The sequence below is a fragment of the Phenylobacterium sp. genome (assembly GCF_036402295.1).
Lineage (GTDB): Bacteria > Pseudomonadota > Alphaproteobacteria > Caulobacterales > Caulobacteraceae > Phenylobacterium.
This window is the reverse complement of sequence record NZ_DASWTE010000382.1, coordinates 1-24,055: the sequence shown is the minus strand read 5'-3', so window position 1 is coordinate 24,055 and position 24,055 is coordinate 1. Positions and strand designations below refer to the sequence as shown.

General features: G+C 70.2%; 25 protein-coding genes. 19 read left to right on the top strand and 6 right to left on the bottom strand.

Features of this window, described 5'->3' with window-relative positions; all coding sequences use genetic code 11:
- Positions 1-355: 355 nt before the first annotated feature.
- Positions 356-802, bottom strand: a complete 447-nt coding sequence (trxC, locus tag VGD44_RS22325) for a thioredoxin TrxC (RefSeq protein ID WP_331090584.1) — start codon at positions 800-802, stop codon at positions 356-358.
- Between the two features lie 110 nt (positions 803-912).
- Between trxC and VGD44_RS22320 the strand changes: the two genes are divergently transcribed.
- From VGD44_RS22320 to VGD44_RS22300, 5 genes are all read left to right on the top strand, one after another.
- Positions 913-1,443 carry an Hsp20/alpha crystallin family protein gene (locus VGD44_RS22320; protein WP_331090583.1) on the top strand — a complete coding sequence of 177 codons (531 nt, stop codon included), beginning with the start codon at positions 913-915 and terminating at the stop codon, positions 1,441-1,443.
- A 77-nt stretch (positions 1,444-1,520) separates the two neighbouring features.
- Positions 1,521-2,675, top strand: a complete 1,155-nt coding sequence (locus VGD44_RS22315) for a serine hydrolase domain-containing protein (protein ID WP_331090582.1) — start codon at positions 1,521-1,523, stop codon at positions 2,673-2,675.
- Positions 2,676-2,747: 72 nt separating this feature from the next.
- A complete protein-coding gene (locus VGD44_RS22310) occupies positions 2,748-4,169 on the top strand; it encodes a M20/M25/M40 family metallo-hydrolase (RefSeq protein ID WP_331090581.1) in 1,422 nt (473 codons plus the stop codon).
- On the top strand, positions 4,170-4,631 hold the full coding sequence (locus tag VGD44_RS22305) for a ribonuclease H (RefSeq protein ID WP_331090580.1): 462 nt from the start codon (positions 4,170-4,172) through the stop codon (positions 4,629-4,631).
- A gap of 134 nt (positions 4,632-4,765) precedes the next feature.
- Positions 4,766-7,714, top strand: a complete 2,949-nt coding sequence (locus tag VGD44_RS22300) for a TonB-dependent receptor plug domain-containing protein (protein WP_331090579.1) — start codon at positions 4,766-4,768, stop codon at positions 7,712-7,714.
- 4 nt (positions 7,715-7,718) lie between these two features.
- Here VGD44_RS22300 and VGD44_RS22295 read toward each other — a convergent pair whose 3' ends face one another.
- Positions 7,719-8,333 carry a TetR family transcriptional regulator gene (locus VGD44_RS22295; protein WP_331090578.1) on the bottom strand — a complete coding sequence of 205 codons (615 nt, stop codon included), beginning with the start codon at positions 8,331-8,333 and terminating at the stop codon, positions 7,719-7,721.
- A 237-nt stretch (positions 8,334-8,570) separates the two neighbouring features.
- Between VGD44_RS22295 and VGD44_RS22290 the strand changes: the two genes are divergently transcribed.
- On the top strand, positions 8,571-8,960 hold the full coding sequence (locus VGD44_RS22290) for a hypothetical protein (protein ID WP_331090577.1): 390 nt from the start codon (positions 8,571-8,573) through the stop codon (positions 8,958-8,960).
- A 9-nt stretch (positions 8,961-8,969) separates the two neighbouring features.
- Here the strand turns inward: VGD44_RS22290 and VGD44_RS22285 are convergent, their stop codons facing one another.
- From VGD44_RS22285 to thrB, 3 genes are all read right to left on the bottom strand, one after another.
- Positions 8,970-9,416 carry a MarR family transcriptional regulator gene (locus VGD44_RS22285; RefSeq protein ID WP_331090576.1) on the bottom strand — a complete coding sequence of 149 codons (447 nt, stop codon included), beginning with the start codon at positions 9,414-9,416 and terminating at the stop codon, positions 8,970-8,972.
- Between the two features lie 68 nt (positions 9,417-9,484).
- Complete coding sequence (gene rnhA, locus VGD44_RS22280) at positions 9,485-9,937, bottom strand: ribonuclease HI (protein ID WP_331090575.1); 453 nt, start codon at positions 9,935-9,937, stop codon at positions 9,485-9,487.
- A complete protein-coding gene (thrB, locus tag VGD44_RS22275; protein WP_331090574.1) occupies positions 9,934-10,899 on the bottom strand; it encodes a homoserine kinase in 966 nt (321 codons plus the stop codon). Before thrB ends, rnhA begins: the two co-directional genes overlap by 4 nt.
- Positions 10,900-10,981: 82 nt before the next feature.
- Between thrB and VGD44_RS22270 the strand changes: the two genes are divergently transcribed.
- Together VGD44_RS22270 and VGD44_RS22265 are read left to right on the top strand one after the other, a co-directional pair.
- Positions 10,982-11,203 (top strand): hypothetical protein, encoded by a 222-nt coding sequence (locus tag VGD44_RS22270; protein ID WP_331090573.1) that lies wholly within the window; start codon positions 10,982-10,984, stop codon positions 11,201-11,203.
- Between the two features lie 171 nt (positions 11,204-11,374).
- Positions 11,375-12,526, top strand: a complete 1,152-nt coding sequence (locus tag VGD44_RS22265; RefSeq protein ID WP_331090572.1) for an MFS transporter — start codon at positions 11,375-11,377, stop codon at positions 12,524-12,526.
- Here the strand turns inward: VGD44_RS22265 and ispH are convergent.
- Entirely contained in the window at positions 12,501-13,442 is a 942-nt protein-coding gene (gene ispH, locus VGD44_RS22260; RefSeq protein ID WP_331090571.1) for a 4-hydroxy-3-methylbut-2-enyl diphosphate reductase, read from the bottom strand. The two genes, VGD44_RS22265 and ispH, sit on opposite strands and share 26 nt — an antisense overlap.
- A gap of 233 nt (positions 13,443-13,675) precedes the next feature.
- On the opposite strand from ispH, the gene VGD44_RS22255 reads away from it, so the two are divergent.
- The 11 genes from VGD44_RS22255 (at position 13,676) to VGD44_RS22205 (ending at position 23,842) form a co-directional block, all read left to right on the top strand.
- On the top strand, positions 13,676-14,215 hold the full coding sequence (locus VGD44_RS22255) for a group 1 truncated hemoglobin (RefSeq protein WP_331090570.1): 540 nt from the start codon (positions 13,676-13,678) through the stop codon (positions 14,213-14,215).
- A gap of 148 nt (positions 14,216-14,363) precedes the next feature.
- Positions 14,364-15,044, top strand: a complete 681-nt coding sequence (locus VGD44_RS22250) for a Tat pathway signal sequence domain protein (RefSeq protein ID WP_331090569.1) — start codon at positions 14,364-14,366, stop codon at positions 15,042-15,044.
- A complete protein-coding gene (argS, locus tag VGD44_RS22245; RefSeq protein ID WP_331090568.1) occupies positions 15,041-16,831 on the top strand; it encodes an arginine--tRNA ligase in 1,791 nt (596 codons plus the stop codon). Before VGD44_RS22250 ends, argS begins: the two co-directional genes overlap by 4 nt.
- 46 nt (positions 16,832-16,877) lie before the next feature.
- Positions 16,878-17,654: a hypothetical protein gene (locus VGD44_RS22240; RefSeq protein ID WP_331090567.1), complete on the top strand. Its 777-nt coding sequence runs from the start codon at positions 16,878-16,880 to the stop codon at positions 17,652-17,654.
- Between the two features lie 103 nt (positions 17,655-17,757).
- On the top strand, positions 17,758-18,414 hold the full coding sequence (locus VGD44_RS22235; protein WP_331090566.1) for a hypothetical protein: 657 nt from the start codon (positions 17,758-17,760) through the stop codon (positions 18,412-18,414).
- A 10-nt stretch (positions 18,415-18,424) separates the two neighbouring features.
- Entirely contained in the window at positions 18,425-19,690 is a 1,266-nt protein-coding gene (locus VGD44_RS22230; protein WP_331090565.1) for a hypothetical protein, read from the top strand.
- Positions 19,687-20,181 carry a hypothetical protein gene (locus VGD44_RS22225; RefSeq protein ID WP_331090564.1) on the top strand — a complete coding sequence of 165 codons (495 nt, stop codon included), beginning with the start codon at positions 19,687-19,689 and terminating at the stop codon, positions 20,179-20,181. Before VGD44_RS22230 ends, VGD44_RS22225 begins: the two co-directional genes overlap by 4 nt.
- Entirely contained in the window at positions 20,174-21,457 is a 1,284-nt protein-coding gene (locus tag VGD44_RS22220; RefSeq protein ID WP_331090563.1) for a hypothetical protein, read from the top strand. The genes VGD44_RS22225 and VGD44_RS22220 overlap by 8 nt, the downstream gene beginning before the upstream one ends.
- On the top strand, positions 21,454-21,756 hold the full coding sequence (locus VGD44_RS22215; protein WP_331090562.1) for a hypothetical protein: 303 nt from the start codon (positions 21,454-21,456) through the stop codon (positions 21,754-21,756). Before VGD44_RS22220 ends, VGD44_RS22215 begins: the two co-directional genes overlap by 4 nt.
- Positions 21,756-22,577 carry a hypothetical protein gene (locus tag VGD44_RS22210; protein WP_331090561.1) on the top strand — a complete coding sequence of 274 codons (822 nt, stop codon included), beginning with the start codon at positions 21,756-21,758 and terminating at the stop codon, positions 22,575-22,577. Before VGD44_RS22215 ends, VGD44_RS22210 begins: the two co-directional genes overlap by 1 nt.
- Before the next feature lie 5 nt (positions 22,578-22,582).
- Positions 22,583-23,842, top strand: coding sequence for a hypothetical protein (locus VGD44_RS22205; protein WP_331090560.1), 1,260 nt, complete (start codon positions 22,583-22,585; stop codon positions 23,840-23,842).
- Positions 23,843-24,055 lie beyond the last annotated feature (213 nt).

The window sequence follows — 24,055 nt, the reverse complement described above, 5'->3', positions numbered from 1 at the left end:
GCGATCGCCCAGACGTTGATCCACGCCAGCGCCCCGCCCAGCGGCATGCGCAGCCACTTCACGCCGGGCGCGATGTCGACCGCCTCGCCGGTCTTGGGCGCATGGTCGAACGGATAGGTCAGCTTCGGGCGATGGCTTTCCCAGGCGCCCTGTTCGATTCCGTCCCGCACAACGCCGCTCCCACCGATTTACGCCACGGCATTATCCGGTGGGTACGCTAGGGAGGGCAAACGGGAAAGCGCCGCAGGCGCCTTTGAGGAAACCGCGGAAGGCGCGGAAAAGCGCGGAAATGGCCGGCGGCGACCTCCGCGTCCTTCCGCGTTTTCCGCGGTTCCAGTCGATTGCGCTTCGACACCTAGGTGTTCACCGGCGCGAACCTGTCCACCCATTGGCGGAAGATGCCGGCGTCCGTGAGCCCCGACTGCTGAGCGGCCACCTTGCCGCCCGAGAAGCAGAACAGCGCCGGGATGCCCTGGATGCGGTAGCGCTGCTGGAGCTCGGGGTTTGCGTCCACGTCCACCTTCACAAACCGCGCCCGAGGCTCCAGGTCGGCGGCCACGCGGGCGAACACCGGCGCCATCGCCCGGCACGGCCCGCACCACGCGGCCCAGAAGTCCACGATCAGCGGCAGGTCGCTGCCGGTCAGGTGCTTGTCGAACCGCGCCGTGGTCAGCGCCACCGGCGCCCCGGTGAACAGCGCCTCCTGGCAACGGCCGCATTTCGGCTCCTCGCCTAGCCGGTCGGCCGGCAGGCGATTGCGGGCGTCGCAGTGCGGGCAGACCACGTGCAGGAGATCGGACATCGCGTCACCTCCGCGGATCACATCTTACGAAACAACGCGAACCAGCCACAGTCGGATCGCATTATCTTTGCGCCTCGTCGGGGGGAGCCTCAACCCGAAGGAGGTTTCCTATGCCCAACCAAGACCTCACGCCCTGGCGTCGAGGCGGCGGAGGACTGACGCCGTTCGGGCGCGATCCCTTCGCGAACTTCCGACGCGAGATGGACCGCCTGTTCGACGACTTCTTCGCCCCCGCCGAGGCCCGCAGCTTCGGCGCCGCGGCCACGGCGGCCCTGCAGCCCAGCATCGACGTCGAGGAGACCGAGCAGGCCTACGTGGTCACCGCCGAGCTGCCCGGCATCGCGGAGAAGGACATCGAGCTCAGCCTTTCCGACAACGCGCTCACCCTCTCGGGCGAGAAGCGCTCGGAGCGGGACGAGGAGAACGGCGGGCGCCGCTACACCGAGCGCAGCTTCGGCCGCTTCTCGCGGACCATTCCGTTCCCGTCCGAGGTCGACGCCGACAAGGTCCAGGCGGCCTGCCGCAACGGCGTGCTCACCGTGACCTTGCCGAAGAACGCCAAGGCCCGCGACAAGTCGCGGCGCATCGAGATCCGAGCCGACAAGGGCGAGGCCTCGGCCGCGACGGGCTCCGGCCAGTAGTGGACTGACTCAACGTTCGGGTTGCGGGGAGCCCCCGGCTTCGGCCATCTCTCGCCATCCTGCCAGGGAGGCGCCCCGTGACCCGCATCACCGAACGTCCAGACGCGGCCCTGGCCGCCGCTCTAGACCCCGTCGTCGACGCCGCGCTCGCCGAGGAGCGCCTGGCCGGCGCCGTCGTGCTGGTGGCGAAGGACGGCGCGTTGGCCTACGCCCGCGCCGCCGGCCACGCCGACCTCGAGACCGGCCGGCCGATGACGCGCGACGCCATCTTCCGCGCCTCGTCGCTGACCAAGCCGATCGTCACCGCCGCGGTCCTGTCGCTGGTCGAGGACGGCGTGATCGGCCTGGACGACCCGGTCATCCGCTACCTTCCCGACTTCCAGCCCAAGTGGCAGGGCGAGCCGCTGACCATCACGCTGCGCCACCTGCTGACCCACACCGCCGGTCTCTCCTACGGTTTCATGCAACCCGTCGACGGGCCCTACCTGCAGCTTGGCGTCTCCGACGGCATGGACCAGCCGGGCCTGGGCTTCCCCGAGGAGCTGACGCGGATCACCGAGGCCGGCCTCTTCTTTCCGCCCGGCGCGGCCTGGCTCTACTCCGTGGGCCTCGACGTCCTGGGCGCCGCGGTCGAGGAGGCGACCGGCAAGTCCCTGCCCGAGGTGGTCCGCGAACGCGTCACCGGCAAGCTCGGCCTGGCCGACACCGACTTCGCCGTCTCCGACCCCGCGCGACTGGCCCGCCCCTACGCCGACGGCCCGCCGCCGCAGCCGATGGGCGCCACCCACATTGTCCCGTTCGCCGAGCTCTCGGGCATCAAGTTCGCCCCCGAGCGCATCTTCACGCCCGGCTCGTTCCCCTCGGGCGGCGCCGGCATGGCCTGCTCGGCGCCCGACTTCCTCACCTTCCTGGAAGCCATGCGCACGGGCGGCGGCGGGGTCGTGAGCGCCGAAACCGCCCAGGCGATGATGACCAACCAGACCGGTTCCCACGCCATCGTCACCAGCGGCCCCGGCTGGGGCTTCGGCTTCGGCGGCGCGATCATGCTGGACCCGGCCGCCTCGGGCTCGCCGCTGCCGGCCGGCGCCTGGATGTGGGGCGGCGTCTACGGCCACAGCTGGTTCGTAGACCCGGCGGGCGGGAAGAGCGTCGTCCTGATGACCAACACCTCCACCGAAGGCATGAGCGGCCGCCTCAGCCAGGAGGTCTTCGCGGCGGCGGCCGCGCACTGAGGCCGCACTGGGCGACGCCTTGCCCAAGGCCGAGGCGTGCGGAATAGTCCCCCCTTCGTCGGGGAGTTATCGATGTTCAGGTTCGTCACGGCGCTGACCGCGCTCTCGATCGCCGCTGCCCCGGCCGCCGCCGCGCCGCCGCCCAAGGACGCCGGCGAGGCCCAGTTCCGCGCGCTCTACAAGGAGCTGGTGGAGACCAACACCACGTTCTCGGCCGGCGACTGTACGCTGGCCGCCCAGCGGATGGCCGACCGGCTGAAGGCCGCCGGCTTCGCCGACAAGGACCTCACCGTCTTCACCCCGCCGGACAAGCCGAAGGACGGCGGACTCGTCGCCGTCTTCCCCGGCAGGGACCCCAAGGCCAAGGCCGTCCTGCTGCTGGCCCACATCGACGTGGTCGAGGCCAAGCGCGGGGACTGGGAGCGCGACCCGTTCACGCTCGTGGAGGAGAACGGCTACTTCTACGCTCGCGGCGCCAGCGACGACAAAGCCCAGGCGGCGATCTGGACCGACCTGTTCGTCCGCTTCAAACGCGAGGGTTACCAGCCGCGCCGCACGCTGAAGCTGGCGCTCACCTGCGGCGAGGAAGGCGGCGGCCAGGTCAACGGCGCCCGCTGGCTGGCGCAGAACAAGCGCGATCTTGTCGACGCGGCCTTCGGCCTGAACGAGGGCGCCGGCGGCAGCTTCGACGCCCCCGGCGGCAGGCGCGTGGTCCACAGCATCCAGGCCGGCGAAAAGAGCTCGTTCAGCTACCGCGTCGAGGCGGTGAATCCCGGCGGCCACTCCTCGCGCCCGGTGCCCGACAACGCGATCTACCACCTTGCCAAGGCCATCGACCGCATCGCGGCCTACGAGTTCCCGGTGCAGATGAACGACACCACCCGCGCCTACTTCACGCGCATGTCCAAGGTGGTGGGCGGCGAGCGCGGCGCGGCCATGGCCGCCATCGTGGCCAACCCCGGCGACAAGGCCGCCAACGCCCTGCTCAGCCAGGACGCCAATGACAACGCCATCCTGCGCACCACCTGCGTCGCCACCCAGCTCCAGGGCGGCCACGCCCCGAACGCCCTGCCCCAGCGCGCCACCGCCACCATCAACTGCCGCATCTTCCCCGGCGAGACCGCTGCACAGGTGCGCGACACCCTGATCCGCGTGGTCGGCGACGCCAAGGTCACGGTTTCCACCGTCCCGCTCGACCGCGTCGACGCCAAGCCCGCCCCACCGCTGACGCCCAACGTCATCGGCCCGATCGAGAAGGTTTCGCAGCAGATGTGGCCGGGCGTGCCGGTCGTGCCGATCCTGCAGGCCGGCGGCACCGACGCCCCGGCGTTCATCGCCGTCGGCATCCCGGTCTATGGCGTCTCAGGCATCTTCTACGAGCCCGACCTCGGCCGCATCCACGGCCTGAACGAGCGGATCGGCGTCCAGTCGCTGCTGGAGGCCCGCGAGTTCAGCCACCGCCTGGTGAAGGCCTACGCCGAGCAGAAGGAGTAGGTGGCCGCCGTCCGCCTCTGGATCGCCGCCAGCCACGACGCCGCTCACCGCAACGGCGGCTGGGCCTTCGTGCGCGCCGGCGCCGAACCGGTCGGACGCGCCGGCGGCGAGCGCCGCACCACCCGCGCTCGCATGGCGCTGGCGGGCTTCCTTTCAGCGCTGAAGGATGTTCCCGCCGGGGCCGCCCTCGCCGTCGTCGCCCCTAGGCCCGACGCCCTCGTCCTCCATGCCCTGCTGAAGCCGCCGGCCGATCCGCCGACCGACGCCCCGGACCTGCGCGCCGCACTTGCCAAGGCGCTCACCGGCCGCACCTGGACCCTCGCCATCGGCGATGCCGCCGCCGCCACGCCCACGGCCTTTGTCACCGCCTGGGCCGACATGGCCTCGGAGAAGGCCAAGGCCTCCGGCGCTTTCGAGCACGCCATCCCCAAGCCCAACCTGGCCAAGGCGAAGGGCCTGTAGGCCGCCGCCGTCCGTCTCGGCGCGCACTATCCCTTTCTGTCCGTAAAATTCCGCGTTGGCGTGGCCCAGGAAAGGCGCCAGACTTTACGATTATAAAGTCTGCCGCCCACGCAGGCGGTTGGGGAGGAATTCACATGTCTCACGCAAACCGCCGGGCCGGCGCGTCGGCTGTCGCCCTGGTCGTCGCCGCGGGTCTGACGTCCGCCGCCCACGCGCAGGAACCAGCGCAGGTCGAGGAGGTCGTGGTCACCGGCTCGTTCATCGCCGGCACGCCCAAGGACACCGCCATACCCGTCGCCGTGATCGGCCAGGACGAACTGGAGCGGCGCGGATCGCCGACGGTGCTGGAAATCCTCAAGACCCTGCCGGTCATGGGGCCGGTCCTGGGCGACTCCAACCAGTTCTCGCCGATCGCCCAGGCGGGCGGCGCCGGCCGCGGCTCGATCAACCTGCGCGGCCTCGGCCCCCAGCGCACCCTGGTCCTGCTGAACGGCCGCCGCTTCGCCGGATACACCGCCGACACCAACCTCCTGCCGGCCTCGGCCATCGGGCGTGTGGAGGTGCTCAAGGACGGTGCGGCCGCCACCTACGGCTCGGACGCCATCGGCGGCGTGGCCAACTTCATCACCCGCAAGAACTTCGAGGGCTTCGAGGTCGCCGCCGACTACCGCCATGTCCCGGGCTCGGACGGCGGCGACTACACGGCCAGCGCCCTCTACGGCTGGGTGGGCGAGGCCTCGAACCTGATGCTCAGCGTCGGCTATCAGCACCGCGGCGAACTGTCCCTCACCCAGCGCGACTTCGGCGTCTCGGACTACTTCGAAAACCCCATGGGCTGGTCGGTGCTGGGCAACCCAGGCGTCTTCACCGTGCGTAGCGGACCCGCCGGCTCAGGCTCCACCCTGGGCCTGGTGCGCGACGCGAACTGCGCCGAGGTCGGCGGCCAGCCGGGCTTCTCCGGCGCCACGCCGGCCTGCTATTTCACCTACCTCCAGTTCGACAATCTCGTCGAGGAGACCGACCACTTCCAGCTCTACGGCGAGTTCAACGCCCAGATCACCGAGACCGCGAAGTTCCACGCCGAGGCGCTCTATTCCCAGATCTCGCTGCCGGACTATCGCGGCTCGCCCAGCTATCCGCAGACCTCCGGGCCGAACGGTCCGGGCAGCGTCAACGTCTTCAACGTCCCGGCCTCGAACCCCGGCTTCGCCACCTTCCTGCAGCAGACGGGCAACTCGGCCCTGATCGGGCCCGCCCAGAGCGCCCTGCTCACCCTGTGGCGTCCGCTGGGCAACGGCGGCAACCCCAACACGGGCGGTCGCGGCGGCCAGAGCCAGAGCCGCAAGTACGAGGAATACCGGGTGTCGGCCGGCCTCTCGGGGGAGACGGGCTTCTACGGCGTCGCCTATGACGTGGCGCTCACCTACATCCGCGAGAAGACCGACAGCCAGAACGGCGACATCCTGATCGACCGCCTGCAGCGGGCGCTGAACGGCCTGGGCGGGCCGAACTGCACGGGGTCGACGCCGGGCGCGGGCGGCTGCCAGTACTACAACCCCTTCTCCAACGCCTATCCGACCAACCCCGCGCTCGGCCTGACGAACCCCGGCTTCGTCGCGGCCAACGCCAATGCGCCCGAGCTGATCGCCTGGCTGTTCGACCGGCAGGTCACCCTGGTCGAACAGGACACCTTCGTCGCCGACGCCGTGTTCAGCGGCCGGCTGCCGATCGCCCTGCCCGGCGGCGAGGTCGGCTGGGCGGCGGGCGCCCAGTACCGTAAGATCGACTTCGACCAGGATATCCCCAACCCGCTGCACAACGCGCTCGTCACGCCCTGCCCCCGGCCCGGCGACACGACGTGCCAGTTCCGCACCGGCCCCTACATCTTCCTGGGACAGAACATCCCGCTGAAGCTGGAGCAGAGCGTCTACGCGGTGTTCGGTGAGCTGAGCCTGCCTGTCACCGAGACGCTGAACGCCCAGCTCGCCCTGCGTTTCGAGGACTACGGCGGCGAGACCGGCTCGACGCTCAATCCGCAGTTCCGCGGCAAGTGGCAGGTCCTGGACCAGCTCGCCATCCGCGGCTCGGTCGGGACCTCGTTCCGAGGCCCCACGGCGCTGAACGTGGCCCCCACGGGCACGACCACGCTCGCGGGGCTCGCCGCGGCCGGCAACAACTTCAAGTCGGTCGACAACTTCGGCAATCCCGCGGTCGGGCCCGAGAAGGCGCTGACCTACAGCGTCGGCGCCATCGTCCAGGCGGGCAGCCTGACCGCCACGGTCGACTACTGGTACTACAAGCTGAAGGACCAGATCACCCAGGTCCCGGCCAACATCATCGCCACCGCCATTGGCGGCGTGGGCAACGGCAGCCAGCCGGTGAACTGCGCCCATGCGCTGCGTTCGCTGATCACCTTCAACAACAACAACGCCTGCATCCAGGGCGTCACCGTCGGCAATGACATCGCCCGCGTCCGTTCCGACACGACGAACGGTCCCACCATCACCACCTCCGGCGTGGACGTCGACGTGAACTACCGCTTCGACGAGGTCTTCGGCGGCGCGCTCGATGTCGGCGCCAACGTCAGCTACGTGCTCGAGTACAAGCAGGCCGCGTTCATCTTCGGCGGGGTGACCGTCTCGGGGGCCTACGACGCCGTCGGCTTCACCAACTACGACCGCCTGCCGGGGACCATCCCCGACTGGCGCGGCCAGTTCTACGCCGACTACAGCCGCGGGCCCCACAATCTCCGCTGGACGACCCATTACGTCGACGACGTGCGCGACAACCGCGGGCCGACGACCGTCCAGACGGGCCCCTCCACCAACTGCAACGTGGCGAACGCGACCGCGGGGACGGCGGTGAATTGCCAGCTCATCACCTTCGGCCTGCGCGTGAAGCCCTACATCGCGCACGACGTCACCTACCGGCTGTCGCTGAGCGACGACCTGACGCTTACGGCCTCGGTGTTCAATGTCCTCGACCGTGACCCGTCGAAGGCCCGGCTCGAGCCCAGCTACGATCCCTTCATCGGCAACCCGCTCGGCCGGACCTACAAGGTCGGCGTGCGAAAGACGTTCTGAACCATCAGCGGGGGACGAGGCCGCCGAACAGGATCTCGGTGACGGTCCGGGCGTAGCGCTGCGCCGCGCCTTCGTCAGGCAGGTCGCCCAGCACCGTCTTCAGCGTGATCTTGTTGGTGAAGAAGTCGCGGCAGGCGCCAACGATGACGAAGTAGGCCAGCGCCGGGTCCACTGGCCGGAAGCAGCCCTCGGCCACGCCGCGCTCGATGATGGCCCGCTGCGCCGCGGCCAGCGGCTCGACGAAGGCCGCCTTGATCTCTCGCGCCGCGGCCGAGTCCTCGTCGCGCAGCAGCAAGTTGAGCAGCTGATTGAGATAAGGCCGGCGCGCATAGTTGCGGATGATCCCGGAGATGTGGATCCGCAGCATCTCGTCCGGCGCCAGCTCCATCGCGAGCAATTGCTGCAACTGCTCGAGGGCGCGGGCCGTGTCGCGCCGCGCGAGCGCCAGCAGCAGGCCCTCCTTGGTGCCGAAATGATAGGTGACCAGCGGCGCCGTCACCCCGGCCCTCCGCGCGATCGCGCTCAGCGGCACATGCACCGATTCAGCCTCGGTCATCACCGCGGCGGCGGCGTCGAGCAGCTGCTCGCGCCCCGAGCGATCGTCGACGCGGATCTTCACCGATACATTCCTGGAGGCCATCGCTGCAGCCTAGTGGCGAAGCTCCCGCAAATCCATGGAAGCGGCTGCCTTCGGCGGCGCATCGACACCGCTCAACCAGCACCCGCGTGCTGCATCACTCCCACACCAACACCCGGGCCATCGGCGACTGATGCGAGTCCTTCACGCTGTTCCGGGGTTGTTAGTCATTCCCGCGCAACTTGATCGCGTTTCCCCCTCACGCAGGATCACCGAGCGATGGGCAAGCTGATCGGGCGGCGCCGCACCCCCAGCGACCATTTCGAGCCCGACGACGACGTCGATCCCAAGGCCCAGCGCCACCTTCGGGGCAGCCTCGAGCAGATCGACTACGCCGCCTACGCCGCCAACAAGAAGATCCTGAGCGGGGCCGTCGGCGCGGTCGGCGCGGAGCAGGTTCAGAAGCTGGCGTCGGCCGCCGCGCTGGCCCGCACGCGCTGGGTGGTCGCCGCCCTCACCATCAGCGAGTCGGGCGAAGCGCCGACTCGCGAGCAGGTCGCCGGCCTGGCTCACCTTCGCGCAACCTACGAGGAGCTGGTCGGCGCCTACGACGGCCTGCGCCGGATGGTCGAGCGTGGCTATCTGACCTACGCCGCTGCCGGCGACTGAGCCGTCGGCCTAGCCGATCTCGCTCATCCACACGCGCAGCGCCCGCAGGAACGGCAGCGCGTCGCGGAACTCTTTCTGCGTGAAGCCCTCGCGCAGCTTCTCCACCTTGGGCCGGATGGCGGCCAGGGAGCGGTTGTAGGCCTCGCGCCCCTCGGCGGTCATTCGCACGCGCTTGCGCCGCCGGTCGGCCGTGCAAGGCTCAACCGAGACCAGCCGCGTGCATTCCAGCCGCTGCAGCGTGTTGGTGATCGCGCCGGGCGTCATGCGCAGCGCGTCGGAGATGGCCGCCGGCGTCAGGTCGTCACCGCGCCGCGCGATCAGGTTCAGCACTTCGTACTGGGGATAGGTGAGGCCCACCGGCAAGGCCCGCGAGATCGCCGTGCGCACACCGTGCTCGATCAGGCTGATCTCGTCGAAGACCTGGACTTCCGGGTGTTCCTCGATAACGACGGCCATGGCCGCAGCTCCTCCGAATCGGCAGGAGAAGCGTAATCCTTCAACCTTGAACGTTCAAAGTTGAATTACTAGCCCGACGCAGCCTCGACGGCCTCCCTCAAGCCTTTCCGAGCCAGCGCATCCGCCCGCTCGTTCAGCTCATGGCCGGCGTGGCCCTTCACCCACCGCCACGACACGTCGTGACGCGAACGGGCTTCGTCAAGTCTGCGCCACAAATCATCGTTCTTCACCGGCTTGCCGTCGGCGGTCTTCCAGCCGCGACGCTTCCACGCGTGGATCCACTCGTGGATGCCCTTCTGGACGTACTGGCTGTCGGTGAAGAGCTCGACCTTGCAGGGCTTCTTCAGCGCCTCCAGCGCCTGGATGGCCGCCATCAGCTCCATGCGGTTGTTGGTGGTCGCCGGTTCTCCGCCGCAGAGCTCCTTCTCGGTCGTCCCGTGCATCAGGATCGCCCCCCAGCCGCCCGCGCCCGGATTCCCCGAGCATGCGCCGTCCGTGTAGATCGTCACGCCCGGCGTCACGCGGAGGCCCCGAACAGCACCAGGTCGGGCGAGCTCCTGTGCACCGCGAGCTTGCGCTCGTACTCCAGCGGGTCCTTGGGCTTCACCAGCGCGCCGGCCGGGGTCGCGCCCCAGTCGTGCAGCCGGGTCAGGAAGAACCGCATCGCCGCCCCATGCGCCAGGATCGGCAGCGCCGCCCGCTCGGCGTCGGAGAGCGGCCGCCGGCTCTCATAGCCCGCCAGGAACTGACGCGCCGAGGTGATGTTGAAGCTGCCGTCCGGCTCGAAGCACCAGGCGTTTAGCGCCACCGCCACGTCGTAGGCGAAGGCGTCGGTGCAGGCGAAATAGAAGTCGATCGTCCCGGCGAACTTGCCGGCGGTGAAGAACACGTTGTCCGGGAAATAGTCCGCATGGCAGACGCCGCTCGGCAGCCCTTTGGGCCACTTCGCCGCCAACAGGTCCAGGTCGGCCGCGATGGTCTTCGCAAGCCCTGGCTTGAGCCCCTCGGCGTCGGCGTGCAGGTCGGCGAACATCGGCCCCCAGGCTTGCTGGCCGAGGTCGTTCTCCCGCGTCATCGGGAAGCCCGCGCTGGCCAGGTGCAGCTCCGCCAGACCCGCGCCCGCCTCGCGGCAGTGCGCTGCGCTCGGCCGGCGCACCGACAGCCCGTTGAGGAACTGGGTGATCGCGCAGGGCTTGCCCCGCACCGTCTTGATCAGCCGCCCCTCGCGATCCGCCATCGGCTCGGACGACGGATAGCCATGCTTGGCCAGCCAGCGCATCAGCTCCAGGAAGAACGGCAGGTCGGCGGCGTTCACCCGCTTCTCGTAGACGGTCAGGATGAAGCGCCCGGCTTCGGTCTCCAGCAGGAAGTTCGAGTTCTCGACCCCCTCGGCGATGCCCTTGAACGACAGCGCCGCCCCCAGGTCGAAGTCGGCCAGGAGGTCGCTGAGTTCGTCGTCCGTGATGTCCGTATAGACCGCCATGGGCGGGGAGTGCTGCACGTCGCGGAGCCGGTCAACCCTTCCGCGGGTTTGTGCTAGAACCGAAGACCTCGCGGAGGACCCCATGATCGCACTGAAGGTCGAGAAGATCGGCGACCGCGTCGGCGTCATCCTCACCGACGACGCCCTGGCCGCCCTGCATCTGAGTATCGGTGACACCCTGCAGTTGGAGCCCTCCGGCGAGGGCGCCTTCAACGCGGTCGCCCGCGAAGGCTGGGCGGACGACCCCCACGCCCGCGGCCGCGCCTTCCTGCGACGCTACAACAAGAGCTTCGGGTCGTTCTGAGGGCTGGGCGCTGCTGCCGCGCAAGCCTTGCAATTCCCTCGGACGCCGCTGACACTTGCCGCGTCCACGGAAGGACCCCTTATGCGCGGGACGTCGAAGTAACCCACCGCTTCGCCAGACCGGACCCCTCAGGGCTCGGCGATCCCGCACGTCTATCCTTCCGGACATTCCATGGCTTTCCTGCGCAACGACGCGATCAATCGCGTCAATCTGCATTCCGGCGTCCAGGCCCTCGCTCAGGGCGCCGGCCACGTCTTCGTGCTCGTCTTCCTGCTCAAGGCGGGCATCTCGGTCCCGCTCGCGCTCCTGGCCGAGGCCGGGATCGTCGCGGGGCGTTTTGCCCTCCGCCCGCTGGTCCTGCCGCTCGCCCGCCGCTTCGGCCTGAAGCCGCTGCTGATCGCCGGCGTCGTCGGTCTCGCCGTCCCCTATCCCTTCCTTGCCCACGTCGACGGCCTCGGCTGGCCGCTCGCCGCCGTGGTGGCCGCCTTCTCGGTGGGCGAGGTGTTCTACTGGCTGGCCTACAACGCCTACTACGCCGCCGTCGGCGACCCCGAGCACCGCGGCCACCAGGTGGGCCTGCGCGAGGCGCTGGTCTCGCTCGCCAACATCGCCGCCCCGCTGCTGGGCGCCTGGGGCTTGGCCGCCGCCGGCCCGCACTGGACCTTCGCCCTCGTGGGCCTCGTCCAGGCCCTCTCGGCCCTGCCGCTGCTGGGCGCGCCCAACGTGCCGGTCCAGGCCCGCGTTCCCGGCGCCTTCCGCGCGGCGACGCCCGGCATGCTGATGATCGCCATGGACGGCTGGCTCGACGCCAGCTTCTTCTTCGTCTGGCAGGTGGCCCTCTTCGTCGCCCTCGGCGAGAGCTTCCGGGCCTACGGCGGCGCCCTGGCGCTGGCCGGGCTGGTCGGCGCCGCCTGCGCGCCGCTGCTCGGGCGCTACGTCGACCGCGGCCACGCCCGCCGGGCCGTGCTCGTCGCCTACGCCGTGATCGCCGGCCTCGTGCTCATGCGCGCCGCCAGCCTCACCTCACCCTGGCTCGCCATCACCGCCAATGCGCTGAGCGCCCTCGCCATGCCGCTGCTGCTGCCGTCGCTGGCCAGTGCGATCTACAACCTGTCGAAGGCCTCGCCCTGCCCGTTCCGCTTCGCCATGGCCACCGAGGCCGGCTGGGACATCGGCTGCTTCACGGCCCTGCTCACGGCCGCCGCGCTGCTGGCCTCGGGCGCGTCGCTGGCGGTTCCGCTACTGATGGGTCTGCCGGGCGTCGCGATGGGCGCGTGGCTCCTGTGGCGGCAGTTTCCTAGGCCACCGCCCGCGGCAGCTTGAACGTGACCGTCTCGCGGGCGGTGTCGATGTCCTCCACCGTCACCTCGAAGGCGGCGGCGATCTTGTCGATCACGCCCTGCACCAGCACCTCGGGCGCCGAGGCGCCGGCGGTCACGCCCAAGGTAGAGACGCCCTCCAGCCAGCGCAGCTCCAGCACCGAGGCGTCGTCGATCAGATAGGCCTGCGCCCCCGCGCGGCGGCCCACCTCGGCCAGACGCACCGAGTTCGACGAGTTGGCGCTGCCGATCACCAGCAGCACCTCGGCGCGCTCGGCCACCGCCTTCACCGCCTCCTGGCGGTTGGTGGTGGCGTAGCAGATGTCTTCCTTATGCGGCGCGGCGATCCCGGGGAACCGGGCCCGAAGCGCCGCCACGATCTCGGCCGTGTCGTCCACCGACAGCGTGGTCTGGGTCACGAACGCCACGTTGGCGGGATCCTTCGGCTGGAACGCCATGGCGTCCTCCACCGTCTCGATCAGCCGTACCGCGCCATCCGGCAGCTGGCCCATGGTGCCCACCACCTCGGGGTGGCCGCCGTGGCCGATCAGCACGATCTCGCGGCCGGCGTCGTGGTGGCGACCGGCTTCCACATGCACCTTCGAAACCAGCGGGCAGGTGGCGTCGAGGTAGAGCATCTTCCGCGCCTTGGCCTCGGCCGGCACCGCCTTGGGCACCCCGTGCGCCGAGAACACCACCGGCCGGTCGGCCGGACACTCGTCCAGCTCTTCGACGAACACCGCGCCCAGCGCCTTCAGGCGGTCGACCACGTGGCGGTTGTGCACGATCTCGTGGCGCACATAGACCGGCGCCCCGTACTTTGCGATCGCCCGCTCCACGATCTGGATCGCCCGGTCCACCCCGGCGCAGAAGCCGCGCGGGCTGGCGAGCAGGACAGTGAGCGGCGGCCGGGTCGACATGGCGCGGAACCTAGTGCGCCGGGGCCGCCTTCGCCAGCGCCACGGCGCCTCACGGACCGGCCTCCCTATTCCCGCAAGGCTTTGAACCCTTTGTGGCGTCCGCGGCATTATCCTGCGCGGAGCGGCTCGCAGGCGAGCCTCTGTCAAGCCGAACGGCCGTCTTCGGACCCTGCTGCACAAAGGGAACAGCGATGGCGATGCTTGCTTCTGGCCCAATTGCAAGGCGGCGCGTGATGGCCGGTCTTGTCCTTACGTCGGCCGCGGTCGCCGCCTTGGCGCGGCCGGAGAGCGGCCGCACCCAGGAAAGGCCGACGACCTCGGAAAAGAGCCTGTACGAGCGCCTCGGCGGCGTGTTCGCCATCGCCGCGCTCGTGGATCACTTCAGCGACGCGGTGGTCAAGAACCCGATCGCCGGCCGGCAGTCTAAGAATCCGCAGCTGCGGGAATGGCACACAAGGAACCTGGAACGGTTGCCCGGCCTCAAGTTCATGCGAACGCTGTGGGTCTGCAATGTTTCCGGCGGCCCCTTCCAGTTCACGGCGACCAAGCCGGGCAGCACGCCGCTTGGCCTTGAGGAGGCTCATCGGGACCTCCGGATCTCACCGGCTGAGTTCGATGAGGTCGCAGCCGAACTCGGACGCAGCCTGGATCATTTGAAAGTCCCCGCGCGCGAGAAGTCCGAAGTCCTTGCGGCTTTCGCCGCCCACAAGGACGAGGTCACCGCCGGCTACGCCGCCGCCGCCAAGCCGGCTGGGGCGGCGGCGTCGAGATGAGGCCTTAGGCTCGGTCGCTCGACCAGCCGCTCTGCGACGCCCCATCACAGGCGGCAACCTCAGGGTCGCGTTGCCGCCGCAATCATCCCGCTGTAGTGAACCCCTGACACCGCGACCTCTTCGCGGCCCTTTCTGTTGGACGCCTTCCATGCGCCGCCAAATGCTCCTCGCCGCTGCCGTCCTGGCGGCCCTCACCGCTGTTCCCGCGACCAGCTACGCGCAAGGCCGCGGCCGCGACCCCGAGGCCGAGCAGCGCAAGCAGCAGGAAGAGGCCGCCAAGAAGCGCCGCCAGCGCGAGGAGTGGGGCGACGTCCAGGCGCCGCTGCCGCAGCTGCGCAATGCAGGCCCCTGCCCGTTCGTGAAGTCGCTCTACGACGCGGCCCGCTACATCGAGTTCAAGGACAACCGCGAGGCCAGCGCCAACGTCGGCTTCTCGGGCGAGATCCAGGGCATCTCCGCCGGCTGCGCGTACAAGGACGAGCAGCCGATCGAGGTGACGATGGAAGTCCTCTTCGAGATGGGCAAGGGCCCGCAGGCCGAGGGCCGCTCGAAGACCTACCGCTACTGGATCGCCGTCACCGACCGCAACCGCACAGTGCTGGCCAAGGAGACGTTCGAGATCCCGGTCACCTTCCCCGAGGGCGAGGACCGCGTCTACGTCACCGAGAAGATCGGCAGCATCACCATCCCACGCGCCGCCATCACCACCTCGGGCTCGAACTTCGAGGTCCTGGTCGGCTTCGAGGTGACGCCGCAGATGGCCGCCTTCAACCGCGAGGGCAAGCGCTTCCGCCTGAACGTCGGCCAGGCGAACACCACCAACCCATGAGCGATCTGAAGACGGTCCTGGGCGAGGCGGTGGAAGCCGCCTTCGCCGCCGAAGGCGTGCCTGCTGAGTTCGCCCGCGTCACGGCCTCCGACCGCCCCGACCTCGCCGACTTCCAGTCGAACGGCGCCCTGGCCGCGGCCAAGCGGGTGGGCAAGAACCCGCGCGAGATCGCCGCCGCCGTCGTTGAGAGGCTCAAGGGGCATCCGCTGATCGCGTCGGTCGAGATCGCTGGCCCCGGCTTCATCAACATCAAGGTCAGCGCATCGGCCCTCTCCGACCGGGCCAACGCCATCGCCGCCGACCCCCGCTCGGGCGCCGCGACCCTGTCGCAGCCGCGCCGGGTCATCGTCGACTACGGCGGCCCCAACGTCGCCAAGGAGATGCACGTCGGGCACCTGCGCGCCTCGATCATCGGCGAGAGCCTCAAGCGCCTCTACCGCTTCCGCGGCGACGAGGTGATCGGCGACGCCCACTTCGGGGACTGGGGTTTCCAGATGGGCTTGCTGATCGCCGCGGTCAGCGACGCGTACCCCGCCATCGCCGAGCTGGTGGAGGACCTCAACGCCCGCGGCCAGGTCACCGAGGCCGACCGCGAGCGCCTCGCCGTCCTGGCCACCCTGGGCCTGGACGACCTGGGCGACCTCTATCCGGCCGCCGCCGCCCGGGCCAAGACCGACGTCGACTTCCGCAACCGCGCGCGGCGGCTCACCGCCGAGCTGCAGTCGAAGAAGGCCGGCTACTATGCCCTGTGGGAGCGGTTCCGCGACGTGACGCACGAGGCCCTGGAGCGCGACTTCCACGCCCTCGGCATCGACTTCGACTGGTGGAAGGGCGAGAGCGACGTCGAGCATCTCATCGAGCCCATGGTGGCCGAGCTCGACGCCAAGGGCCTCCTGGTCGACGACCAGGGCGCCCGGATCATCCGCGTCTCGCAAGAGGGCGACAAGCGCGAGTTGCCGCCCCTGCTGGTGGTCTCGTCGGAAGGCTCGGCGATGTACGGCACCACCGACCTCGCCACGATCCTGGACCGTAAGCGTGAGTTCGATCCGCATCTGGTGATCTACTGCGTCGACCAGCGTCAGGCCGACCACTTCGAGATCGTCTTCCGCGCCGCCTACCAGGCGGGATACGCCGCCGAGGGCCATCTCCAGCACATCGGCTTCGGCACGATGAACGGGACCGACGGCAAGCCCTTCAAGACCCGCGAAGGCGGTGTCTTGAAGTTGAACGACCTCATCGAGATGACCCGCGGCAAGGCCCGCGAGCGCCTGCACGAGGCCGGCCTCGGCGAGGACCTGCCCGCCGACGAGTTCGAGGAGATCGCCGGCAAGGTGGCCGTCGCGGCGCTCAAGTTCGCCGACCTGCAGAACTTCCGCGGCACCTCCTACGTGTTCGACCTCGACCGCTTCTCCAGCTTCGAGGGCAAGACCGGACCCTACCTGCTCTACCAGGCCGTCCGCGTGAAGAGCCTGCTGCGCAAGGCCGAGGCCGAGGGCGCGACCGCCGGACCGGTCACCGTCGCCGAACCGGCCGAGCGCGACCTGGTCCTGACGCTGGACGCCTTCGAGGGCGCGCTCGCCGAGGCCTACGACCGCTACGCCCCCAACGCGCTGGCCGAACACGCCTATCGCCTGAGCCAGGCCTTCTCGAAGTTCTACGCCGCCTGCCCGATCCTGACCGCCGCGCCCGACGTCCGCGGCAGCCGTCTTACCCTGGCCGCCGCCACCCTGCGCCAGCTCGAACAGGCCCTGGAACTCCTGGGCATCGCCACGCCCGAGCGGATGTAGCCCCGCGCCCATTGCGGCGGCGGCTGGGCGTCCGCATGATCGCGGCGTGGCTCGGAACGAACCCCTGGCCGGAATCTGCACTGACCGCCACGCACGGGCGTCGGTGGTCGGCGGCGACGAGCCCCCCGCCAATGAGAGCTTCGCCCTCTCGCCAGCCGGTCTCAGCGCGCTGGCGGAGTGGTTGCGGCGGCGCAGAGTCCGCAAGGTCGCGCTGCTGCAGGGCGACCAGGCCTGGCCGTGGCAGCAAGAGGGCGCGCCGCGCCCGACCGGCCCACCGAACCTCGCCGACTGGTTCGCTTACCGGGGTGAGGCCCGCATCGACCCGGAAGCCGCCTGGCAGCCCGTACTGCTCGCGCTCAAGGACGAATTCACGATCTTCCTCGTACGCAGCCGCGACACCCCGCGCCGCCTGGCCGAGCGCCTCGCCGCCGGCGACTTCCTCGAGGCCTACCCCAAGGCCGCGCTCGAGGGGCTGATCGACGACCTGGCCGCCGGGCGCCCGGGGGCGTTGGAGGAGTGCCTCGCGTTCTTCGCGGCGAGCACGCGCGGCCATTGGCACAACCGCGCGCGCGCCAAGATCGCCCGACGGCTGAAACACCATGATCTCGCGGATGGGACCCGGCGGCGCCTGGTCGCGGTGATCGAACGCCGCCTCGTCGGCGGCGACTTCACCGAGCAGTTCAAGGACCAGCTCCACCTCCTGCAACACCTCGACCCGACGGCCGCCGCCGCGGCCGCCAGCGTCGCAAGCGGGAGCGCCCAGCCGCACGTCCGCAGGTACGGCGAATGGCTCGCCGCGCGCGCCACGCCCGGCCAGGACTGAATTTCTCACCTCTCCCGGCGCGCGTTCCCAACGACGTTATGTGAAAGCTTGACCGCAACCGCGCCTCAGATAACGTGGTCTTGAGACGGGGGGCTATCTCATCATGTGTGGGCGTGCGGGCAAGCGCGTGTGGCTGGCCGCGATCGCGGCCTTGGTCTTCGCGGCGGGCGATGCGCAAGCGCAGAAACGCGACAAGACCTACGACCGTGGCCTGAAGGCCAAGGAGCTCGATCCCAGCACCCGCGGTCCGGTTTCGGGCGTCGGCATCGAAAGCCAGGACATCATCGGCATGACCGACCGAATGGTGCGGGACATGCTGTCCAACCCTCAGCTCGCCGGTCGCCAGGTCGCCCCGCGGGTCATCGTGGACGACCAGTACTTCACCAACGAGTCTTCGCAGCGGCTCAACAAGCGGATCATCACCGACCGTCTGCGGGTGAACCTGAACCGCGCCTCCAACGGCCGGATGGTGTTCGTCGGGCGCGAGTACGCCGCGATGATCGCCCAGGAGCGTGAGCTCAAGCGCGAAGGCGTCACCGATGTGGGCACCACAGGGCTCACCCGGGCGCAGGCCGGCGCGGACTTCCGCCTGACCGGTCGCATTACTTCCGAGGACTCGGCCGCCCAGGACGGCAGCGGCCGCATCCAGCGTTTCAATCAGATCACTTTCGAAATGGTTGACCTGGAAACCGGCGTGATCGTCTGGAGCAACCTCTACGACTTCGCCCGCGTGGCCGCCGACTCGGTGATGTATCGTTAGGGAGCGAACTATGGTGCGCAGGACCGTCACCGCGATCACCGCCGCCTGCATCGCCCTGGCGCCCACGGTCGCAACGTCCGCGCCCAAGCCGAAGCCGGCGACCGAGGAGCAGATCCAGGCCTACCTGGCCGACAAGCCCGAGACCGCGCGGCCGCTGTTCCGGCGGGCTCTGGTCGAGGGTGAACGCAATCAGGTGCTCTACCTGATGCGCGCTGGCCTGGCCGCCATGGACGCCGGCGATTTCCGGAGCGCCGAAGGCGCGTTCGACCAGGCCCTGGCCAAGATCGAGGCCGTCTACGCCAGCAATCCGTCCGCCGACAAGGCGCGCTCGAAGTTCGTCAAGGAGGCCGTCAAGGACTTCAAGGGCGAGGGCTACGAGCGGTCGATGGCCTACTACTACCGCGGCGTCCTCTATCTTCACGAAGGCGACTACGACAACGCCCGCGCCAGCTTCATGGGCGCCCAGTTGCAGGACCAGTGGGCGGAAGACACCCAGTACGCCAGCGATTTCGCCCTGATGGATGTCCTCGCGGGCTGGGCCAGCCAGTGCGCCGGTGACCCGGGACTCGCCGGAGAATTCTACGGCAAGGCCCGCGAGAAGAACGCCGCGATCGCGATTCCGGCGGCGGACGACCGCATCCTCATGCTGGCCGAGATCGGCCGGAGCCCCGAGAAGTGGGCCGACGGCAGATACCAGGAGAACCTGCGCTACCGGCCGGCCGCCGGCTCCGGGTTGAACAGCGTGACGTTCCGCCTGGCGGACGCCGAAATCGCCGGCCAGCCCGGCGAGAGCCTCTACCACCAGGCCTCGACCCGCGGCGGCCGCCAGGTCGATGCGATCCTCGCGGGCAAGGCCAACTTCAAGAGCACGACGGCAGGGGTGGCCCAGGGGGCCAGCCAGGTCGCGATGGCGGCCGTCCAGCAGGCCAACACCATGCAGAGCTACGGCAACTACAGCGGCGCCAACAACATGGCCTACGCCGGCATGGCCGCGGGCTTGCTGAGCCTGGGCTTTGCCGCCGCGTCCGCCGCGGCGAAGCCGCAGGCCGACACCCGCTACTGGGACAACCTGCCGGAGGCGCTCCTGTTCGCCACCAGCCCACCGCTCGGCGCCTTCGGCCAGATCGAATACCTGAACGAGGCCGGGGTCATGAGCACCCGCCTCATCGAGCCCCGTCCCGACCCGCGCGGCGCCTGCAGCATCTCCTGGAGCCGCGACCCGTCGGGTTACGCGGTCCCGGAAGTCGCCCCCAACTCGGAGCTGAAGAAGAAGTGACCCATCGCCCGGCCTCGCTTTTCCCGGCTGCGCTCCTGATCGGCGCCCTGGCCTGGCCGGCCAGCGTTCCGGCGCAGGCCCCGGTGCGGCCGCAAGGGCGCGTGGACTGCAATTTCTACAAGGCCAACCGGCCCGTTCCGGCGGCCGCGGTGATCGCTCCGGCCGTCCGCGGCGCCTTCACCCCGATCCCGCTCGAGAGCGTCCAGCTCATCGACAAGAAGCTGCGCCGCAAGGTGATCGCCCAGGGCGTCGAGGCCCGCCGCACCGAGACTGACACCGTCGAGGTCCTGGCGCGCATCCTCAACTGCACCAACGAGCCGATGCAGCTCCAACTGCGCACCACCTTCCTGTCCGCCGGCCAGTCGCCGACCGAACCCGTATCGAGCTGGCAGCGCCTCTACCTCCAGCCCCGCTCGACCGGCGTCTACTCCGAGAAGTCGATCTCCCCCGCCGTCGCCCACTACCTCATCGAGGTGCGAACCGGTGACTAGAACGATCATCCTGGCCGCCGCCGCGGTCGCCCTCCTGGCGCCCGGCATGGCGCTCGCCCAGGCCGTGCCACCGTCGCGCAGGGCCCCGCCGCCGGACGAGCGCATTCCAGTCGTCGCGGAGAAAACAGGCGCTGTGGCGGGCTTGACCGGGAGCGGTGCAACCGTCGTCGACACGCTTGCCGACCATGCCGGCAAGGCCGCCGCCTCCGCCAGCGAGGCGCGCGAGGTTGACTTGATGACAGGTGGCTTCAACGTGATGGACCACCCGCTGGCGCCTGGCCCCCACGGCGGGGCTATCAGGAACGCCGAGAAGATTGGCGGCGTCGCCAAGGGCGTCGGGGCAGGCGCGGCGGTCGTCAACATGACGACAAGCGCCTACACGTTCGCCGACAAGTGCGGCGCCGAGAAGGTCAACGCCAGCGACTGCACCCAGGCGAGTCTCTCGGCCACGTCCGGCGTTGCGGGTGCTGTAGAAGTGGCTACCGCCTCGGCCGGAGCGGCCCGGGTGGCGGGCGCCGCGCAGCTCGGGGCAGACCTCGTGGCGGCCCACAAGAACTGCACGAACGACGCCGACGAGGACAAGGCGGACTGCGCGCTCAGCGGTCTCGACGCCACGATGAGCGCATTGGGATTGGCAGTCCCCGGGGGCCAGGCTCTCCCCGCCGCCTATTCGGTCGGCAAGGCGATTGGGACAGGCATCACGTGGGGCTATGAACAGCTCAGCGGGCAATCTCTCGGCGCCGACCTCTACGATTGGTTCAAGGGCGACAAAGACAAGGAAGCGATCGCCGCCGCCACCTCCGCTGCGGTGCTCGAGGCTGCCCGCGCAAGGCGGCGGGCCGCCTACAAGCAGACAAGCGGCGAGCTGATGTCGAGGCAGGCGGCCTATGAACAGCAGCAGGCCCGCCTCGAGGCCGAGCGCCAGGCCGCCGAACGGCAGGCGCAAATGCAGGCCAATCAGGCTGCCGCCAACCAGGCCTTCTATGGCAACCTAATGGGCGCGCTGCAGCCCCTGACCCAGAGCGGGGTTTCCCAGACGACACCGTGCGGCTTCTGGCAAGCCTGCGCGGGCGTCATCACCACCCAGGCACAGTACGACGCCCTGGTCGCTAAGCTCAACGCGCGCCCGGCTTCGACGGCCATTCCGCGCATCGTAAGCTGCAGCGACAATCCCAATCTCCCCAACTGCTCGCAACCGAACCAGGGACGAACGAGCCCGCCGCCGCCGTCCAGCAGCGGCGACTGCGGGGGCACGGGCCCGGGCACCTGCAGGTGAGCCGGGCCCTCGCAACCTCGCTGGCGCTGACAGCCGTGTTCGCGACCGGTCCCGTCGCGGCCGCGACCAAGGGCTCCGCGCCGAAGCCCCGGCCCACGCCGACGGTCGCCGCCGTCCTTGCGCGGGCGGGCGTGGCGGACGAGACGACCGAACTGCGCCACCTGATCGGCGACGCCGCCGCGCCTGCCGCCGACCACGCCGCCCAGCGCGCCGCGATCCGCGCCTGCCACGCCGAGCGCTACGCCACGGCGCGGGACAACGTGCTGACCGGACGCGCCACGCCCCTGAGGTCGTGCTGATGCGCCGCCTCGCGCTCGTCGTCGCCGCCCTGGCCGCGCTCGCCACGCCCGCCGCCGCCCAGTACCGTGAGGGCCAGCCCGAGGTCCGCGCGCCCCGGCTCGAGGCCGATCCCGACACCCCCGCCAACGCGGCGCTCAACGCCTTCGCGAACTGGTACGCCGCCGCCGGCCGCCCGCGGCTGCTGTTCTTCTGGAACCGGCAGCTCACCGACGAGACGACGACCCGGCGCACCGACAAGGTGATCGAGGACCGCACCTACGGCGAGTCCACCTCTGGCGAGACCACCTCCACCCGCTTCGGCGAGGCCACGCTGAAGGAAACCGACGGCTCGGAGCGCAAGGTCACCAGCCGCGAGAGCGAGGCGATCACCGGCCGCGTGTACAGCGCCGTGAACCCGAAGGCCTCCGACCTGCTGGAGACGGTGTTCGTCAACACCTTCCTGACGGTCGGCGTCGACGTCGCGGACCGCGACGCCCTCATCCGACGGCTGTCGCTCGCCAACCCCCAGGCCGAGCGCGGCGACATCCAGTTCCTGGAGAGCCAGGCGCTCGCCACCGGCATCCCGTACCTGGTGGAGATCCTGCCGTCGCCCGAACCGGGCTCGCCCACCGGCCTGCTGTTCACGGTCAAGATTAAGCACCTGCCGACATCGAGCCTGCGCGCCCAGTTCCAGACCCGCGCCGTGCCGCCGGCAGGCCCCTCCCGCATCGTCCCCGTGCCCGGCGTCGGCTTCCAGCGCCAGGCCGGCGAGAGCCGCACGACCCCGCCGCTCGTGGCCGTGCAGCTCGCCACCGAAACCATGGCCCGCTTCGTCAGGTGAACGGCATGACTCCACGGTTCCTCGCCGCGCTTCTCGGTGTGCTCTTCGCGAGTGTCCTGGCCGGCGCGCCGACACAGGCCCAGTCCGCCGCCTGGACCCAGTGCGTGGCGCGGTCCCCGAACAGCGGGGTGCTCTACCTCGGCGAGCCCGCGAGCGTCGCCGAGCGCGCCAAGGCCGCACAGTATCGCGCGGAGTTCACGAAGGCGGCGCGCGCCGCCGGCGTCGCCGAAGCGGAGCTTACTGCGACGAACACCTTTTGCTTCTTCGCGCCCAGCCAGGCCGACCTGGCGCGCATCGTTGCCGACCTCGGCAAGCCTTGCCCAAGCTGTGCGGCGCCCTACCGCCAGGCGCCGATCGCGTGGGACGTGCGCGACATCCTGCCGGCCGAGGTCGCGGCCGCTTCGTCGCATCTCACGGTCCTGGCGATGTCGGAGCCGCCGCCGGCGCCCGTGGAGGGGGCCGCCGCGCCCGCTCAGCCGGCCCCGGCGCCGTCCGAACCGCGCCCGATCGCCAGCGCGCGCTGGCAGGCCTTCCTGTGCGGCGACGAGGCGCGACTCAGCTACGCCTTCGAAGCCCCCGCCGACAGCCCGTCCGAGGGCGCGCCGTTTCGGGGCGTCGTGACCGCCGGCCCCGGACTGGAGCGTCCGTTCGAGGCGGTGCTGACCAAGGCGGCGAACGGCCCGCCCGGCTGTGCCTCGCCCAGCTTCATCCGGCTCGCCAGCCTGACGGACTTCTCGAGGGGCCTGCCGCCCCGCGGCGACGAGCGGCTGGAGGCGCTGCGCCAGCGGCTCAACGACGTGACCGTTCAGCTCGCCCCGCCACCGCCTGGGCCCGAGCCGGTGGTCGCGACCGCGCCGCCGGCCAAGGCCGGCGCGCGCAAGGCAGCTCCGCCCGCGCCAGCGCCGGCGCCACCGAAGCCGGTGATGGCGACGAACCAGTCGCCGAAAGGCCCGCCGGCCGCGACCCCGGCCCCGTCGCCGGCGCCCGTGGACGCGGGGGCCCGGGCGACGGCCCTGCTCAACGCCGACATCAGCCGGCGCAACGCCGAGGTCGAGGCCCGCAACGCCGCCGTCGCCGCCGAGCACGAGAAGCGGATGGCCGCTTACAAGGCCGCCCAGGACTCGTTCGCGGCCTCGCAGGCGGCGTTTGAACAGCGCACGCGAGAACACGAGGCGCAGGTGACCCAGGCCGCCCGGGCGCGCGCCGAATGGGAAGCCAAGGTCAAGGCCTGCAAAGCCGGCGACCGCACCGCGTGCAGTCAGTAGCTCACCCGAAGACCGATCTACAGTTGCATCGACACTCGGTTCGCGCAAACCTTCGCCCGCGGATGATCCGGAGGCCCTCATGCTTCGCCATCTCGCGCTGGCGTTCCTGCTGCTGACGCTGTCGGCCTGCGCCACCGACACGCCGCTCGACTTCGCCTGCTCCCGCATCGACGACTTCCGCACCGCCCTGCCCGTCACCCCGCTGGGCTCGGC